This is a genomic window from Neobacillus sp. 204, assembly GCF_046562815.1.
Classification (GTDB): Bacteria; Bacillota; Bacilli; order Bacillales; family Cytobacillaceae; genus Neobacillus.
This window is the reverse complement of the sequence record NZ_JBJORY010000003.1, coordinates 142,650-160,073: the sequence shown is the minus strand read 5'-3', so window position 1 is coordinate 160,073 and position 17,424 is coordinate 142,650. Positions and strand designations below refer to the sequence as shown.

The 17,424-nt window shown below is 39.1% G+C and carries 15 protein-coding genes and 1 pseudogene; 14 read left to right on the top strand and 2 right to left on the bottom strand.

What is annotated here, in order from left to right; genetic code table 11:
* Positions 1 to 257: 257 nt before the first annotated feature.
* The 9 genes and pseudogenes from ACJ004_RS07985 to kynB all read left to right on the top strand — a co-directional run bounded on the left by ACJ004_RS07985 (position 258) and on the right by kynB (position 12,386).
* Positions 258 to 1,241: a Gfo/Idh/MocA family protein gene (locus tag ACJ004_RS07985; protein WP_410892646.1), complete on the top strand. Its 984-nt coding sequence runs from the start codon at positions 258 to 260 to the stop codon at positions 1,239 to 1,241.
* A 221-nt stretch (positions 1,242 to 1,462) separates the two neighbouring features.
* Entirely contained in the window at positions 1,463 to 2,476 is a 1,014-nt protein-coding gene (locus ACJ004_RS07980; protein ID WP_410892340.1) for a 4Fe-4S binding protein, read from the top strand.
* 203 nt (positions 2,477 to 2,679) lie between these two features.
* A complete protein-coding gene (locus ACJ004_RS07975) occupies positions 2,680 to 3,678 on the top strand; it encodes a thiamine pyrophosphate-dependent dehydrogenase E1 component subunit alpha (protein WP_410892338.1) in 999 nt (332 codons plus the stop codon).
* Positions 3,679 to 3,754: 76 nt separating this feature from the next.
* Positions 3,755 to 4,789, top strand: coding sequence for an alpha-ketoacid dehydrogenase subunit beta (locus ACJ004_RS07970; protein ID WP_410892336.1), 1,035 nt, complete (start codon positions 3,755 to 3,757; stop codon positions 4,787 to 4,789).
* A gap of 25 nt (positions 4,790 to 4,814) precedes the next feature.
* Positions 4,815 to 6,056, top strand: coding sequence for a dihydrolipoamide acetyltransferase family protein (locus ACJ004_RS07965; protein ID WP_410892335.1), 1,242 nt, complete (start codon positions 4,815 to 4,817; stop codon positions 6,054 to 6,056).
* A gap of 15 nt (positions 6,057 to 6,071) precedes the next feature.
* Positions 6,072 to 7,451: a dihydrolipoyl dehydrogenase gene (gene lpdA / locus ACJ004_RS07960; RefSeq protein ID WP_410892334.1), complete on the top strand. Its 1,380-nt coding sequence runs from the start codon at positions 6,072 to 6,074 to the stop codon at positions 7,449 to 7,451.
* 291 nt (positions 7,452 to 7,742) lie between these two features.
* Positions 7,743 to 9,619: pseudogene (locus tag ACJ004_RS07955) on the top strand (sigma-54-dependent Fis family transcriptional regulator).
* A gap of 66 nt (positions 9,620 to 9,685) precedes the next feature.
* Positions 9,686 to 11,659 (top strand): WG repeat-containing protein, encoded by a 1,974-nt coding sequence (locus tag ACJ004_RS07950; RefSeq protein WP_410892333.1) that lies wholly within the window; start codon positions 9,686 to 9,688, stop codon positions 11,657 to 11,659.
* A 109-nt stretch (positions 11,660 to 11,768) separates the two neighbouring features.
* The gene (gene kynB, locus ACJ004_RS07945; protein ID WP_410892331.1) at positions 11,769 to 12,386 is read left to right on the top strand and encodes an arylformamidase; all 618 of its coding nucleotides are present in this window, start codon (positions 11,769 to 11,771) and stop codon (positions 12,384 to 12,386) included.
* 160 nt (positions 12,387 to 12,546) lie between these two features.
* On the opposite strand, the gene ACJ004_RS07940 is transcribed toward kynB, so the two are convergent.
* On the bottom strand, positions 12,547 to 12,879 hold the full coding sequence (locus tag ACJ004_RS07940; protein ID WP_410892330.1) for a hypothetical protein: 333 nt from the start codon (positions 12,877 to 12,879) through the stop codon (positions 12,547 to 12,549).
* A gap of 281 nt (positions 12,880 to 13,160) precedes the next feature.
* Between ACJ004_RS07940 and ACJ004_RS07935 the strand changes: the two genes are divergently transcribed.
* On the top strand, positions 13,161 to 13,412 hold the full coding sequence (locus tag ACJ004_RS07935; RefSeq protein ID WP_410892329.1) for an amino acid decarboxylase: 252 nt from the start codon (positions 13,161 to 13,163) through the stop codon (positions 13,410 to 13,412).
* Here ACJ004_RS07935 and ACJ004_RS07930 read toward each other — a convergent pair.
* A complete protein-coding gene (locus tag ACJ004_RS07930) occupies positions 13,405 to 14,043 on the bottom strand; it encodes a Crp/Fnr family transcriptional regulator (protein WP_410892327.1) in 639 nt (212 codons plus the stop codon). The genes ACJ004_RS07935 and ACJ004_RS07930 overlap by 8 nt on opposite strands.
* A 222-nt stretch (positions 14,044 to 14,265) precedes the next feature.
* On the opposite strand from ACJ004_RS07930, the gene ACJ004_RS07925 reads away from it, so the two are divergent.
* The 4 genes from ACJ004_RS07925 (at position 14,266) to ACJ004_RS07910 (ending at position 17,381) form a co-directional block, all read left to right on the top strand.
* Positions 14,266 to 14,490, top strand: a complete 225-nt coding sequence (locus ACJ004_RS07925) for a flavodoxin domain-containing protein (RefSeq protein ID WP_410892325.1) — start codon at positions 14,266 to 14,268, stop codon at positions 14,488 to 14,490.
* Positions 14,491 to 14,823: 333 nt separating this feature from the next.
* On the top strand, positions 14,824 to 15,681 hold the full coding sequence (locus tag ACJ004_RS07920) for an MBL fold metallo-hydrolase (RefSeq protein WP_410892324.1): 858 nt from the start codon (positions 14,824 to 14,826) through the stop codon (positions 15,679 to 15,681).
* Positions 15,682 to 15,827: 146 nt separating this feature from the next.
* The gene (locus ACJ004_RS07915) at positions 15,828 to 16,127 is read left to right on the top strand and encodes a DUF5658 family protein (RefSeq protein ID WP_410892322.1); all 300 of its coding nucleotides are present in this window, start codon (positions 15,828 to 15,830) and stop codon (positions 16,125 to 16,127) included.
* Between the two features lie 108 nt (positions 16,128 to 16,235).
* Complete coding sequence (locus ACJ004_RS07910; RefSeq protein ID WP_410892321.1) at positions 16,236 to 17,381, top strand: DEAD/DEAH box helicase; 1,146 nt, start codon at positions 16,236 to 16,238, stop codon at positions 17,379 to 17,381.
* The last annotated feature ends 43 nt before the right edge of the window (positions 17,382 to 17,424 follow it).

Genomic DNA, 17,424 nt, shown 5'->3' with positions numbered 1-17,424 from the left:
TTCATCTTGTCTAGCTCCGGTCGCCATCGGCTCGAGTCATAAGCTGATAAACAGGCGCCCTGCGCTTTTCATCTTTCTTTCTACATTATAAATAACATAAATACGGATATTTTTCCATTGTTCCCAACAATTCAAGTGTAAAACACTCTTAAACTGGAATATTTGCTTATTTTTTATGAATTTTGGAATTGGCAAGTGGCGGTGAAAAAGACTACAATAGTTTTTTAAAGGTATATAAAGGAAGGGGAACTACGATGATTAACTTTGGAACAGTCGGAACAGGATGGATTACAGAATCCTTTATCCAAGCAGCAAAACTGAGCGGACAATTGCAACTAACGAGTGTCTATTCCAGAACGAAGGATAAAGCGAAACAACTTGCTGATACATATCATGCTCCAAATTTTTTCACAGACCTAGAGGAGATGGCAAAAAGTCCAGAAATCCAAGCGGTATATATAGCCTCACCGAATTCCGTTCATTTTGAACAAACCCTATTGTTTTTGAAAAATAAAAAACATGTCATCTGTGAAAAACCAATTTTTTCAACAAGTGCAGAGTTAGCGGCAGCCTATCAGACAGCGGAGGAAAATGGTGTTTATTTATTTGAAGCGATTCGTAATATCCATACCCCAAATTTCAAAATATTAAAGGACAACCTTCATTTGGCTGGAAAGCTTCGTAGTACCATACTGCCTTATATTCAATATTCCTCGCGCTATGATTTATTTTTACAAGGGGAGGAACCAAATATTTTCTCAGCGACGTATTCTGGCGGCGCGCTTGTAGATTTAGGTGTTTATCCGCTTTACTTAGCTGTTGGTTTGTTTGGTGCACCGAAGCAGGTAAACTATTTTCCGGTCCTCCTTCGAAGCGGTGTTGATGGAAGTGGAACCCTTGTGTTAACATATGACGATTTTGTTTGTACGATCCTTTGTTCAAAAATATCTCATTCGGAACTACCATGTGAAATTCACGGGGAAAAGGGAACCTTTATTCTTGAAGATGCGGCCCCCATTTCGAAAATTACCTTTGTTGACAACAAGGGATTAGAGAGAGAAACCTTAAGTGTTGACCAAGAAGAGAAAAACATGGTTTATGAATGTGAAAACATTGTCAGGATCATTGAAACAAATAATGATCAAGAATATCAACAATTGAAGAGTTGGAGCGAAATCGTACTTCAAATTACAGAAAAGGCTAGAAAACAAAATAACATTATATTTGCTGCTGAAAAATAAAACAAGGCCAGAGGGATATGTCCCCCTGGCCTTGTTTTATGAGTCTTTATATTTGTAATTCTCTATTTTAAAGAGGGTTTCTTCCCCAAAAAAATCTTATTTGACATTTTTTCGTTGGTTATGTGAACTCTTTATGAATTCAATATTCTCAATGACTTTTATCACATGTCATGTTTTGTTCGTTCATTATAGTTGAGATAGTAAGATTGGAGGAAACCCTTATGAAATCAAAAGCTTGGTATAAGAAACAGTGGAAACGTAAACCTGTCCAGATTACACGATATACTGTTCAGGGCTTGTTTCTGTTGTTTTTACTATATGTTGGTCTGCAGTTTTATCAATTTTATTTGCACTTTGAAACACTCGGAAAAACACATTTTGTTGAACGCCCATCTGCGGTTGAAGGGTTCTTGCCAATCAGCGGATTAGTTGCTTTAAAAGTATGGCTGACGAGTGGCGATTTTGATGTTATTCATCCCGCTGGTCTCGTGTTACTTGCATTTTTTGTTGGTACAGGAATTATTCTGCGCAAATCATTTTGCAGCTGGATTTGTCCTGTCGGTACAGCAAGTGAGTTGATAGCATGGTTTGGCAGGAAAATTTTTAAAAGGAATTTTGAAATTCCTCGATGGTTGATATGGATGTTGACTCCGATAAAATACTTATTGATGTTATTTTTTGTTCTTATGGTTGTTCAGATGCCAACCTTTACGGCGAAAAGTTTTCCCGAGGAACCGTATAATAAGGTCTCCGATATAAAAATGCTCCTTTTATTTATAAATATTGGCGGATTTACATTAAAGTTTATTATTGTACTCTTCATCCTGTCTTTATTCTTTAGGAACTTTTGGTGCCGTTTCCTGTGCCCATACGGTGCCTTGATTGGTCTAGGGAGCATCTTTAGAATTACAAAGATCGAGCGAAACGAAGATACGTGTACAAACTGCGAAGTGTGTACAAAGGTTTGTCCGCAAAGATTAAAGGTCCACAAGCTTGAGACGGTAAATTCTTTTAATTGTTCGGCCTGTATGTCTTGTGTGGAGGCATGCCCTGTAAAAGACACGCTGAACATGACGGTTGCTCGAAAAAAAGTAAATAAATGGTTTGTGCCTGTTACTTTCTTTGTACTGTTTTTCTTGGTCATTGCAATTGCAAAAATAACTGGCCACTGGGATTCTATTATTTCCTATGAAGAATGGAAACAGTTAATCCCTGAAGCCAAAAACATTAAATAATAGATAATAGCAGCTGAGTTCAGTTGCTATTTTTTTCGGAGAATAATCAAAAATGTTCAAAAAGAGACAAAACGAGACACTCGTCTCATTTTGTCTCTTTTTTTGTCCCATGAATTAGAAAATGCGTGTGTTTGTGCCTTTTATTTTTTGGCATGCAACTTGCATTATTAATGTGTGAAAGAAATTTTTGTTAGGAGGCTGAAATGATGAAAACGTTGGAAAGTAAAGAGGTAGCTTTAACGATTGAGAAAGCCCACTGGATGTACCAAAAAATGCTCGAAATCCGTAAGTTCGAGGATAGGGTTCATGAGTTATTTGCAACAGGAATCTTGCCAGGTTTTGTTCATTTATATGCAGGGGAGGAAGCTGTTGCAGTTGGGGTATGCGCCCATTTAACTGATAAAGACAGCATTACCAGTACCCACCGCGGACACGGACACTGTATTGCAAAAGGCTGTGATTTAAATGGAATGATGGCTGAAATATACGGAAAAGTAACAGGACTATGCAAGGGAAAAGGCGGTTCAATGCATATTGCTGATCTAGACAAAGGAATGCTGGGTGCCAATGGAATTGTAGGTGGAGGCTTTCCATTAGCGGCAGGTGCAGCCTTAACGGCCAAGTATAAAAAGACTGATAATGTAAGCGTTTGCTTTTTTGGTGATGGGGCTCAAAACCACGGTACTTTCCATGAAGGAGTAAATTTAGCAGCGATTTGGAAGCTTCCTGTGGTTTTCATTGCAGAAAACAATGGCTATGCCGAAGCTACACCATTCACATATGCTTCAAGTTGTAAATCAATTGTTGATCGTGCGGTCGGTTATAATATTCCTGCTATCAAGGTGGACGGGAAGGACATTCTAGCAGTCTATCAAGCGGCTGAAGAAGCAGTTCAAAGAGCACGCAGGGGAGAAGGTCCAACCCTTATTGAATGTGTTACTTACCGCAACTATGGTCACTTTGAAGGAGATGCGCAAAAATACAAAACTGAAAAAGAAAAGGTAGAACATAAACAAGAGAAAGATGCAATTATTTTATTTAGACAATATTTATTGAATGAACAACTCCTGTCAGAGGAAACGTTAGTATCTCTTGAAGAATCCGTTGATAAAGCAGTTGATCAAGCTGTTAAGTTTAGTGAAGAAAGTCCATATCCAGATGCCTCTGAACTGTTAACTGATGTTTACGTCTCTTATAAATAAATGAAAAATTCCGAATCTGCAGTTAGCCATTATATGGGGATAAACTCTGAGCACTAATCAAAAGGAGGAAATAATCATGACAAGAAAATTGAGTATGTCAGCAGCTATTAATGAGGCTATGAAACTTGCGATGAGAAAAGATGAAAATGTCATTTTACTGGGTGAAGACGTAGCCGGCGGGGCTGAAGTGGATCACTTACAGGACGAAGATGCCTGGGGTGGAGTCCTTGGTGTTACGAAAGGATTAGTACAAGAGTTTGGCCGAGATCGTATTTTAGATACTCCGATTACAGAAGCAGGCTACATGGGAGCAGCGATGGCTGCAGCCTCAACAGGTTTGAGGCCAATTGCTGAGTTAATGTTTAATGATTTTATTGGCAGTTGTTTAGATGAAGTATTAAATCAAGGGGCTAAGTTCCGTTATATGTTTGGGGGTAAAGCAGAAGTGCCTGTTACCATTCGGACGATGCATGGAGCAGGATTCAGAGCTGCAGCTCAACACTCACAGAGCCTTTACGCTTTATTTACTTCTATTCCAGGATTGAAGGTTGTTGTACCGACTACACCATATGAAGCCAAAGGATTACTGCTTGCGGCCATTGAAGATAATGATCCAGTTGTATTTTTCGAAGATAAGACACTTTACAATATGGTCGGTGAGGTTCCAGAAGAATACTACACCATTCCGTTAGGAAAAGCGGATATTAAGCGTGTAGGGACTGACATGACCATTGTTGCGATTGGAAAACAAGTTCATACTGCACTACAAGCTGCAAAACAGCTTTCAGCAAAAGGTATCGAAGTAGAAATTGTCGATCCACGAAGTTTATCACCGTTGGATGAAGATACCATTCTGGAATCAGTTGCAAAAACAAACCGACTAATTGTTATTGATGAAGCAAACCCAAGATGCAGTATCGCTACCGATATTGCTGCACTTGTTGCCGACAAAGGATTTGATACTCTGGATGCACCAATTAAACGAATTACTGCACCACATACACCTGTACCATTTTCGCCTGCTCTAGAGGATATCTATCTTCCAACTCCTGAAAAGGTTATAGAAGTGGCATTAGAGCTATTAGGTGAAGCAGCGCCCCTTAAAGTATAGGAAAAAAGGACGAGGAGAGATACACATGGCAGTAGAAGTAGTCATGCCGAAACTAGGAATGGCAATGAAGGAAGGAACAGTTTCCATTTGGAATAAGGAAGTCGGTGATACTGTTGGTAAGGGAGAACCAATCGCCAGTGTCAATTCAGAAAAAATTGAAATAGATGTTGAGTCACCATCAGAAGGAACGGTCTTAAAAATTACTGTACCAGAGGGTGAAGGTGTCCCTCCGGGAACCGTCATCTGTTATATCGGAACCCCAGGGGAGGAAATTGATGTTATTAATGATAAAAAAGAAATCCAAAAGCCTATAGAGGAAAATGTAGCAGTTTCAAATTTACAATCAGAGTCCATTAATACATCAAAAATCATACCGGGAAGAGTGAAAATCTCACCAGTTGCTAAGAAAATTGCCGAAGCAGCAATGCTGGATATTGAAAAAATTCCTGGGACGGGTCCTGGTGGGAGAATTACAAAAGAGGATGTTCAGGAGGCAAAAAAGACTGCACGTGAACTTGAGAATCCCCATATACCAGTTCAAAATAATTCGGTGACTCAAGCAAAGCAGCCTCTATCAGAGTCTAAACAGGTACCCGTTAGTGGAATCCGCAAAGTTATTGCTGAACGGATGCATCATAGCCTTCAAAATAGTGCTCAGTTGACAATGAATATGAAGGTGGATGTAACTGAACTAATTACCTTACAAAAGCAAACAGCAGAAACGGTACAAAGTCGTTACCAGAACAAATTGACGTTGACGGATTTTATTGCTCGTGCAGTTGTTCTCTCGCTTCATGATCATGAACAAATGAATAGTGCATATGTTGACGGTAAAATACATCTGTCAAATTCAGTGCATCTTGGTATGGCAGTTGCACTGGAGAGGGGCTTAGTCGTTCCAGTAATTAGAAATGCGGATCAGTGTTCGTTGGTGGAACTCTCAAAAAATATAAAAAACCTCGCCGGGCGCGCTAAGCAAGGACAGATTTCGAGTGAAGAAATGCAAGGATCTACTTTTACAATAAGTAATCTAGGTCCTTACGGTATTGAACATTTTACTCCTATATTAAATTCTCCTGAAACTGGGATTCTCGGTGTTGGCTCTGTCAATGATATACCAGTTTACAAAGGTGAAAATATAGAAAGAAGAAGTATCCTGCCACTTAGTCTGACTTTTGATCATCGTGTCCTTGATGGTGCCCCAGCGGCAGCATTTTTACAAACAGTGAAACTGTACTTAGAAGAACCTATTACCATGCTTATATAGAAAGAAGTGAGTTTTTTGGCATCAATAGCTATTATAGGTGGTGGACCTGCTGGGTATGTAGCGGCAATTACTGCCGCTCAGCATGGTCAGGAGGTAACGTTGATTGACAAAGGGCCATTAGGTGGGACTTGTTTAAATGAAGGCTGTATGCCAACTAAATCACTACTAGAAAGTGCAGGGGTTTATAGTCTTGTTAAACAAGCGAATAAGTTTGGTATTCGGTTAACATCTAATCAAATTGAAATTGACTGGACCATAGTTCAACAGCGAAAAAATGCAGTGGTCTCGGGCCTTGTTCAAGGCATCAGATACTTAATGGATAAAAATGGAATTAAAGTAATAAATGGAACCGCCTCATTCTTAACGAGTAGGGTTATACAAATCGATACCGAAAATACACAAGAAGAACTTGCTGCAGACAAATTCATTATTGCTTCCGGCTCAGAGCCTATGTCATTGCCATTTGCACCATTTGATAAGAAGTGGATCATCGATAGCAGTCAAGCCATGTCGCTTTCATCTATTCCCTCCTCGCTGCTGATTATTGGCGGCGGTGTAATAGGTTGTGAGTTTGCTAGTATTTTTAGCAGGCTTGGAACAAAGGTGACTATTGTCGAGATGGCTGAGCAGTTGCTACCAGGGGAAGATGAGGATATTGCATCTGTCCTACATAAGCAGTTGAAAAATGACCGAGTGAAAATTCATACTTCCACTGCGGTGATAGATTTGAATGAAGATCAAAAGAAAGCCATTTTGGATAAGGATGGAGCCATCCACGAGGTTGAAGCTGACTATGTCCTTGTTTCAATTGGCAGGAAGCCAAAAATTCAAGCTTTAGGGTTAGAGAATGCCGGGGTGGAGTATTCCCGTCAAGGAGTTCATGTCAATGAGCAAATGCAAACGAGCATTCCAAATATCTTTGCCTGTGGTGATATTATTGGTGGCATTCAGTTAGCGCATGTTGCTTTTCATGAAGGGAAAGTTGCAGCAATTAATGCCTGCGGGTTAGAAGCCCAAGTAAATTATCATGCAGTACCTCGCTGCATTTATACATCACCAGAGATTGCAAGCGTTGGATTAACAGAAAAACAAGCACGGGGGCAATTTGGAGATATAAGGGTGGGGGAATACCCCTTTTCCGCAAATGGTAAGGCGCTAATTGCGCACGAGCGAATTGGCAAAGTAAAGGTATTAATAGAACCTGAATTTGGTGAAATTCTCGGTATTTCAATTGTCGGACCGCATGCTACAGAATTAATTGGCCAAGGCACGGTCATGCTGCATGCTGAATTAACAACAGAATTAATGATAGATTTAATAGCCGCCCATCCGACCTTATCTGAAGCACTTCACGAAGCGCTACTGAGTGCAGTAGGTCATGCTGTTCACGTTTAGGTAGTATACTTTATGAGAAATATACAGCTGTGAAAATAATCTATATCTAACAAACTATTAATATCATTGAAGCTGCGCATATCCATTTGCACAGCTTTTTGTTTAGAATTTTCTATCATTTTAGATGATGCTGATTGAAAGCGTGAACATAATCTAATATAATTATAGATGGGCTTTACCCTCATAAAAATATCCAATCAATATCCGCGTACGTAACGTTCCCTCATTGAAGCAACAAGTCTATCTCAAATCAATTTGGCACCCATTAACAAATGGTTAGAGGAGGATTCGATGACTACAGCTACATTAAATTTAGATACATGGAAGCGATTTATTAAAGAAGGAGTCTTAGACCCAACTCGGCTGAATAAACGAATATTGGAATCTTGGTACCGTTGCAAGAAAAACAAAGTAAATCCCTATCTAAATAAAGGACTTCATGTTTTATCTGGTGACCTTCTCTCCCTTCAAAAGGAAAAACATTCACTTCTAATGGAAACAGCATTACCCCATTTAACTCGCATGAACAAAGCAATTAAAGAATCTGGAATGATGGCTCTCTTAGTTGACCCAGATGGCTATGTCCTGTCATTAACCGGTAATGAAAAAACCCTCAGGGATGCAAGGAATATCAATTTTATTGAGGGTGTTTGCTGGACGGAAAATGAAGTTGGGACAAATGCAATTGGAACCGCATTAAAAACAACAGAAGCAGTTATTATAGCTGGGGCCGAACATTATTCAGTAGCCTCCCACCAATGGAGCTGCACTGCAACTCCTATTCTTAATGATCAAGGAAAATTAATAGGAGTTATTGATGTTTCCTGCCCTGTTGAACGTTCCCACCCTTTTATGATAGGAATGGTCACATCGATTGCTTATGCAATTGAACGCGATATTAGCAGGGGATTTCACAGGAAAGAAATGGACCTTGCACAGCAGGCTGTAGAATTAGTAGATACATATCGAAATCAACCTTTTATTGTTTGCAACCTTGACCAAAAAATTATTTCCGCTAGTAAAGCTGTCAGGGAGAAACATCCCAATGCAAACGGTATGAAACTTGATGATTTTCTAATAAATGGTTATAAAATTGAGTTAGAAACCCCTATCTCTTCAGACGAAGATAACTGTATCTTGGGGAAATCTGTATTTTTGTCAGAAATGCTGATCACCAATCAACATTCGTTGTATACTGCTTCAATACCATCAGAATCATTTTTATTTCACGGAGTAAGAGGAACTAGCGTATCGTTTCAAAACACTTTAAATCAAGTGGAATTAGTTACTGCAACGGATGCGACTGTTTTTATTACAGGTGAAACAGGGACAGGAAAAGAGCTGATTGCACGGGCAATTCATGACAATAGCTCTCGTAAAAATGGGCCTTTTATTTCTTTAAACTGTGGGGCAATTCCCAAGGATTTAATGGGAAGTGAACTATTTGGCTATGTAGAAGGTGCATTCACTGGAGCAAAACGTCAAGGAAATAAAGGGAAATTTGAACAGGCCCATAACGGAACCATTTTTCTTGATGAGATTGGGGAAATACCTGAAACGATGCAGTAGCATTATTACGTTTACTGCAGGAAAGGAAGGTTGTTCCAATAGGCGGGACGAAGGAAATTCCATTAGACATTCGTATAATTACTGCCACTCACCGTGATATGATTGAGCTGATTCGTAATGGGACGTTTCGACAAGATTTATATTATCGCCTAAATGTTTATCCCGTTGAAGTGCCAGCATTACGTAGAAGAAAAGAAGATATTCCGTTTTTAGTTCGATATTTTTGTCAAAAAAATAACTGGAATCTTCCATATACTAATCAATTCTTAAATAAATTAAGTGATTATGAATGGCCAGGCAATATAAGAGAATTACTAAATGTATTAGAACGGTTACATATTATGCTCTCTAGTAGAATGACTGACCAAGATAAATTAATAAATACTCTTGAGGATATACAGGAACAATCATTATCACTTGAAAATGGTCCTAGACCGCTAGAAAGCACAGAAAAAAAACTGAAAGTCCGTGAAAAAATTCAACGAGATCTCATGCTTGATGCATTACAAAAGACCAAAGGAAATGTTACAGCAGCAGCCAAAATGCTTGATATTCCAAGAAGTACTTTCTACAAAAGGCTTCAGAAGTTTGGAATATAATCCATCCTTAAACACATAGCCTACTCTTTATCATATAAATATAGAAAACAAAATGGGTGAGTTATGATGTTTGGAAATAACGAATTAATATATTGGATCATGCCATACCTTCCAAGAGGAGCAGAACTGGAATACCGAAATCAACAAGCAATCCTTCAATGGATGGATATCGATGGTGATGGAATCAATGAAATTTTTGGGGTTTATCGCCTTAGCCGAAAACCCTATTTATTTGTTCTTAAAGATTACTTCGGTCGCTTGATATATTATTATCCGATTCCTCCTGAGGTGGAAAAAGAGGCGCTCCGGGCGCTTTCAATTTCCCGAGAGCAAAGAGCTGTCTACCTCTTCCCTATTGTGAGAAGGGAAATAGGAGGAAATAAGTGGGGTTACATGGATGAAAAAGGGAATCTAGTTCTTCCTGCCAATTACGATCGTGCAGAGGATTTTCAGGAGAATGGTTTGGCGATAGTTGGTTTAATGGACAAATCAGGTGTCATCAATTCCAAAGGGTATTTTATTGTACAGCCTATATATGACACAATAAACCCGTTTTCAGAAGGTCGGGCTGTTGTCAATGATCCTCAAGGATTCAAGGTGATTAACGAGAGCGGTAAAGAAATCACAGGCAAGACGTATTCAATTATTGTTGGTGAATATAAGGAAGGGCGCGTACGTGCTGTAGAAATAGATAAGCACGGGGAGTATTTATATGGGTATCTCAATAAACGTGGGAAAGAGGTGATTCCACTAATCTATGAAACTGCTGGTGATTTTGAAAAGGGGAAAGCGGTTGTCAAATCAAAAGATGGTAACTTCCAGTTAATTGACCTGACCGGGAAGGTAATCCAAACGTACCCTTATACATTTGTAGGTAATTATGGTGAAGGTTTGCTTTCGTTTAAGGAAAGCAACGATGGAAAGATTGGATTTATCGATGAGCAGGGGAAAACAGTCATCAAGCCCAAATTTTCAAATACAGAGTCATTCAAAGAAGGCCGGGCGATTGTCAGTTTGTCAGAGAATAATAGAGATAATTATGGCGTCATTGATCGAAAAGGCCATTTTGTGATTAAGCCAAATTATAATCAAATCTTATCTCTAGATGAAGGCCGCTTTGCCATCGGAAAGGAAATGGACCCAAAACAGCCTTGTATGAGGTCCATTTATGCTTTAGCTGATTCAGAGGGTCATATCCTCACAGGATTTAATTTTACTGTAATAACGAAATTCGAGGACGGCCTTGCGTCTGTTACTGATGATCAGCATACTTACTTTATAGACAAACATGGAAAGAGAAAAGAACAACTGCCAATGATCAGTGGCAGCGGCTGGCTCAGTTTTGAGAAAACGCTTATTAAGGGTCAAATTGACGACCACCTCTTATATTTTAATCAGACTGGTGAGTTCATTTGGAAGCAGGCCACAATTCTTCCGTTAAATAACCAATATTTTGTTGTGGAGTTTAAATACAAGCCAAATAAGGATTATTTAGTCTACTTACCACAGGTTGTAGGAATGGAAAACCCAGATAGTGTGAATCGCGCTTTAAAGGAGCTGGCGGGTGTAAAACCCGTACCCGCACAAACACAGCTAGCATCGAATTATACGGGTAATTATGAGATTACTTATTACAAGAAAAATTTACTCGTCATTAAAATTACTGGCTACGACTACCCGTTTTGTGCAGCCCACGGAATGCCTATCGAAAGATATGCTCATATTAACCTAAAAACTGGCTCGATGTATCAATTAAAAGACCTTTTTAAGTCTGGAAGCCCTTATGTAAAAGTAATTAGTGAGATTATTTTTAATCAAATGAAAGGTAATAACCAATATTCGTCGTACCTGTTTCCAGATGAGTATCATGGTATAAAGGCGGATCAGCCGTTTTTTATCAGTGAGGCTGGTTTGAATATTTACTTTAATCCATATGAAATCGCAGCTTTTGCAGCGGGTTTTCCTACCTTTACAATCCCTTTTGAGAACTTAAAAGATCTTATAAATAGGAATAGCGAATTTTGGAAATCGTTTCATTGACGAAGGCGGGAATATGTCCTGTCTTTTTTATGGAATCTAATGAAAAACGGTGAGGAAATATGAAATAATGGGTACAAACGCAAGATCATTAACGAGGGAGTGAAAGGAAATGAAGATTTATGATATTTCAAGAAAATTAATCAACGGGATGCCAGTTTGGCCCGGAGATACTGACTTTCAATACAAGGTCTCGTGGCCTATGGAGGAAAGTGGTTCCGTGAATGTAGGCAAGCTTGAATTGAGTACTCATACGGGAACACATGTAGATGCACCCTTTCATTTTGATAACCAAGGAAAACGAATCATCGAGTTGGATCTTAATCTATACATAGGTTCTGCAAGAGTTATTGATATGATTGGGAAGGAAAGCATTGGTGCGGCTGACCTAGACGGGATTGATCTTGATGGATGTAGACGGGTGCTATTTCGAACCCTTGCGTGGGAAAACCCTGCTGTGTTTCCTGAAAGAATCCCACATATTGAAGCAAACTTAGCTCCCTTTCTAGGAAGTAAGGGGATTCAGCTGATCGGCTTGGATATTCCATCGGTTGATCCTATTGACAGTAAAGAACTGCCTGCCCATCATAGCTTAAATAAACATGGCATTCATATTCTGGAGTCACTAATGCTTGATGAAATCGAGCCAGGAGACTACGAGCTTATTGCCCTGCCGCTGCCTCTAGTTGAAGGAGACGGGAGTCCCGTTCGAGCTGTTCTGCGGAAATAGAAATGGTGTCAGGCACCATTGAGGATAACAAAAGAAGCGTGGCTCCTACTGGATTCACGCTTCTTTATGTTAAAGAAAAAGAACAAACAACTAGATTTAATTTGGGTTAAAAATATAACACATCAATCTAAAAGGTTAAAACCTCCGGATTCTCTTCGTCCTAATTATGCTTTCTTCGAAATACTAACCAGTAAGCCCCAAATCCGAAGATAAAAAATAACCCAACCAAACTTGGAATAATATAATTTTTAAAGGCAGGCACAGCATCCTTCACTTGCGTAGCAGGTAAGGAGGAATCCTTTTTTTGTGTCCTAATCTTTTTATCTATTGATACGAATCTATTATTATCAGAAGTTAAGGTAATTATCTGAGCCGTTTGGGTGAATACTTGATTATTTTGAGGAGTAGAAACTTCTAATCGAGAATCGGCAAAAACATTCGTTCCTAATAGAAAAAACAACAGTGATGTGATAAGAGAGATCTTATTAAACATCATTTTCAACTCCACTATATTATAATCTTCCTGTTGTTCATTCTATCACCGATTCCCCAAGGTGATATCTAATTGAGGGAATTGTTCACAAAGCTTTCGAATTTTAAAAACTTTTGATGTTAATTAAATGTCAGCACAAATATAGGAATGACGGCGTATTGGGACTGATTTTAATCGAAATTAATACAAACGCAAACTTGATATATATCAATTTCAGTAGAAGAGAAAGGTGATAAACTGAATCATAAACTTAAACTCAAACACAAAGGGGATCGAGAATTATGTTTGAAATAGTTGATAAAAAAGCAGTCATGGATATTCGAGAACGTATTGCTAAGGGAGAACATCCACGACGGGAAATATTAAATTTTGTTAAAGCGGCACCAGTTGGAACCATTTTTGAAATACATTTGCCACATCGAGGGGAGCCGCTGATTGGCAGTTTACAATCGTTAGGTATGAATGTGATTGTAAATGAACTGGAGCCCATGCATTTTAGGTTAATGGCCATAAAGCTAGATGAAATTAACTAATACCTGACACTTGTTTAAGGAGGTCCAACTCTAGAATCTGTATTTGTCGACGACCGTTCATCTTTATCAGTTTTTGTGACATAAACGACAACAGCTTACGGCTTACCGATTCTGGGGTTGATCCTATATAGCCGGCTAAATCCTTTTTTGTTATTGGCAGAGTAAAGGTTCCATTTTTTGCATTCATCTTATCATGGAACAAGATGAGGGCCCGAGCCAGTCGCTGTTCTACCTCCATTAAACTAAGGAAACCAACGGATTCATCTGCTTCATATAGACGATCGTTTACCGCTAGCAGGAAGCGGTAGGACATCCCGGCGTTCTTTTCCATTGTGTTAAGAAAGTCTTTTTTCTCGATATAACATATAACTGTTGAGGCTCCCACGGTTTTTGCATTCACATAGTGATTTTCATTTTTTAATATGGAAAATAGGCCGAAGAAATCCCCTGGAAACAACAATCTAACAATTTGTTCTTTCCCTTCTGAGGACATTTTTGTAAGCTTGATCAGTCCTTCATTTACCACGAATAATGTCTCCGAACGTTCGCCCTCTCGAAAAATAAATTCCCCCTTATCAAACCGTTTGCTTTTAGTTACCCTTTGTAGCTGTTGAAGATCCGTTTCGTTCATCCCCTTAAAAACCGGAACAGATGTAATGCACGAGGATTCGTGAGAGCAGCAATGGTCACAGCACATTCTTAAGTCACTCCCCTACTTTTCTTTTAACTTTATAGTAACTGCTATGTTCAATCTTTGTAGTGATTTACATCAATTCTGTTTTTCTTGATATAGATCAATGTTAATGAGAACGATTCGCAATATAATCAAAGAAAAACAAGAGGTGATAGGATCATGAAAACTAATTGTTTAATTGTCTTTGCAAGTATGACGGGGAATACAGAAGAAATAGCCAATCTTATTGGAAAAGGGATAGAAGAGGCTGGCAGAACAGTTGTGATAAAAGATATTTTTGTGTCAGGAAGTGGAAAAATTAAAATAAACTTCAACGAGAGTCTGATTCAATCGGAGGAAATAAATCGTAACCTGTATAAAATGACCTTGAGACAATTTGATTAAGGCTCTTTCGTAAACTTTGTTGCTTCTGGAACTTAATTAGGGTCATTTACTAAGTTTCTAGGCAATTTTCGCAAATGTTCTTACGAAAAGATGCCACGAAGAATAAAGTTATACGGGGGGCTGAACTTATACGAATAACAACAATCTATGCGAAAATAGCCGTGATTAAAGTGCTGCTCATTGTGAGCAGTTTTTTGTATTCATAGCTTTATTAAGAACGTATTGTTCGTTATAATATTTATATCACGGCTTATTAACGAACTAAAGATGAATTAGCAGCTGTAATAATTTCCCCTTCTAGATAAATAATAAGCAAAAAAGGGAGGGATTTTTTTGGAGCGTAATCAGGATAGTAAATTCGAAGAAACTTTTCTTCCGATGACCTCGATTGGCAATGGTGTGGGGATGGCTGTGTTACCCGATCTTTATTGTTATACGGACAAAATCGTGAACCTCGTACTTGTTGGCAATCCGAATGAGCAGGAGGAATTTGTGCTCGTGGACTGTGGCATGCCAAAGTCTGCAGAAAAAATCAAGGAAATGATTGAAGAACGATTTGGTGAGGGGGCCATTCCTCAAGCGATCGTGCTAACGCATGGACATTTTGACCATGTCGGATCCATCGCAGAATTATTGGAGGAGTGGAAGATCCCGGTATATGCACATGAACTTGAACTTCCTTATTTAACAGGACAACGTGACTATCCACCGGGTGACCCCAACGTTGATAGTGGACTTGTTGCGAAATTGTCACCTATGTTTCCAAACCACGGGATTAATATAAATGCTCATGTTCATGTACTTCCCTCCGATGGAACTGTTCCAAATATGCCTAATTGGAAATGGGTACATACACCAGGGCATACACCGGGCCATATCAGCCTATTTCGTGAACAAGACCGGTCATTGATAGCTGGAGACGCATTTGTGACGGTAAAACAAGAGTCCCTCTATAAAGTAATGACGCAAGCACAAGAGATAAGCGGCCCCCCAAAATATTACACGACTGATTGGGATGCTGCTTTTGAATCAGTGAAAAAATTAGCGGCACTTAAGCCGCAAATAGCGGTGACCGGTCACGGGCTTCCAATGAGCGGCGAAGATCTTGAAGAGAACCTCAATTATTTGGTCGAGCATTTTGAAGAGATTGGCCAGCCTGACATGGGAAGTATGTTCATTAGTCCTTTTTGAAGAAATTTGAGCTGCAACTCATGCAGCTCTTATATCTTCTTCGGTTGCTTATTTTTAAGAACACACGAAAGGATTCACAGGTATTAGCATAGGTATTACTAGAAATAATGGAAACTAATTGAACTAATTCATTTGAGGTGGATATAATGAGACTCTGTGTATTCCTGCTGATCGCTGGATTGTTGGATGCTGTTCTGACCCATTTTGGAATGGCTTCTGGTATCGTTGATGAAGGGAATCCGATGATGAAACTTGTAATAGAAAAAAGCTGGTCTTTTTTCTACATTATAAAAATCCTTCTGCCCCTTCTCTTGCTTGGGTTATTCTACTTACGCCCATTTAAAGGATGGATTCGGACTCTATTGGTTTCCACCTGCGTTCTTTACTTCTCTGTCCTGGTCTATCATATGGTTTGGATGGTCCTCTATTTTAATTCCGCATCATAACTTTTATGTGATTCCCAACTAGACACTCCCAGGTTATTAAGTTAGTATCAATACGATATGGAAAGACAAATAATAAGAAAAATGATTTTTTATATAAAGGAGTTCAATATGTTAAATACTTTAAAACCATACTTGCAGGAAGCCTGGGAAAAGTCAGGGTTTCAACAACCGACTTCCATTCAAGGAGCTGCAATTCCGATGATTCTTGAAGGCAGGAATTTAATTGCCGAGTCACCGACCGGTACGGGTAAAACGCTGGCTTACTTACTTCCCTTGTTACATAAAATCGACCCTAGTTTGCAATCCCTACAAGCTGTTGTATTAGCTTCTTCTCAAGAGCTGGTAATGCAGGTTTATCAGGAATTTCAAAAATGGTCTGAAGGAAGCGGAATCAGAGGAACTTCCATTATTGGGGGAGCCAATATGAAACGGCAGCTTGAGAAGTTAAAGAAACGCCCGCATGTTATTTTTGCTACACCTGGTCGTTTACTTGAACTAATCAAACAGAAAAAAGTGAAAATGCATGAAGTAAGGCTGGTTGTACTTGATGAAGGAGATCAATTACTTATCCATGAACATCTAAATACCGTCCAAAATATTGTGAAATCAACCATGAGCGATCGCCAAGTTGTTTTATTTTCTGCTACAATGAAACCGGCAACCGAGAAATTGGCAAAAGAAATGACCAAGGACCCTGAAGTTCTTCGCATCGAAAAAGATGAACTTGCATCTTCAGGAGAAGTGGAGCATATTTATTTTTCATGTGAACCAAGAGATAAAATTAAGCTCCTCGAAAAAATCACGCGCTTAGAAAATAGTAAATCGCTTGCGTTTATTAATGATATCGGTGAAATTGAAGTATTTAAGGAAAAATTCCATTTTAAAGAGTTATCAATCGGAATCCTGCATAGCGACATGAAAAAGCTCGAACGGCAGGCAGCATTAAAGTCTTTCCGTGATGGAAAAATGAACATGCTAATTGCTACAGATGTGGCGGCGAGAGGACTTGATATCCAAGGGGTCACCCATGTGGTCAATATCGATTCCCCTAAGGATATAGCACAATATGTGCACAGGGCTGGCAGAACCGGAAGAATGGGTGCAAATGGGATTGTTATCTCGCTTGTTACCGATCGGGAAGAAAGAGAATTGAAACAGTATTGCCGTGAATTAAACGTCCCGCTTCATAAAAGAGTGTTTTATAAAGGTCTAATCGCTGAAGAGGGACAAAGGGACCAAAAACTAAGAAGATAAGGTACGACATTGGCAGTGGAGGAAAATCCACTGTCTTTTTTTA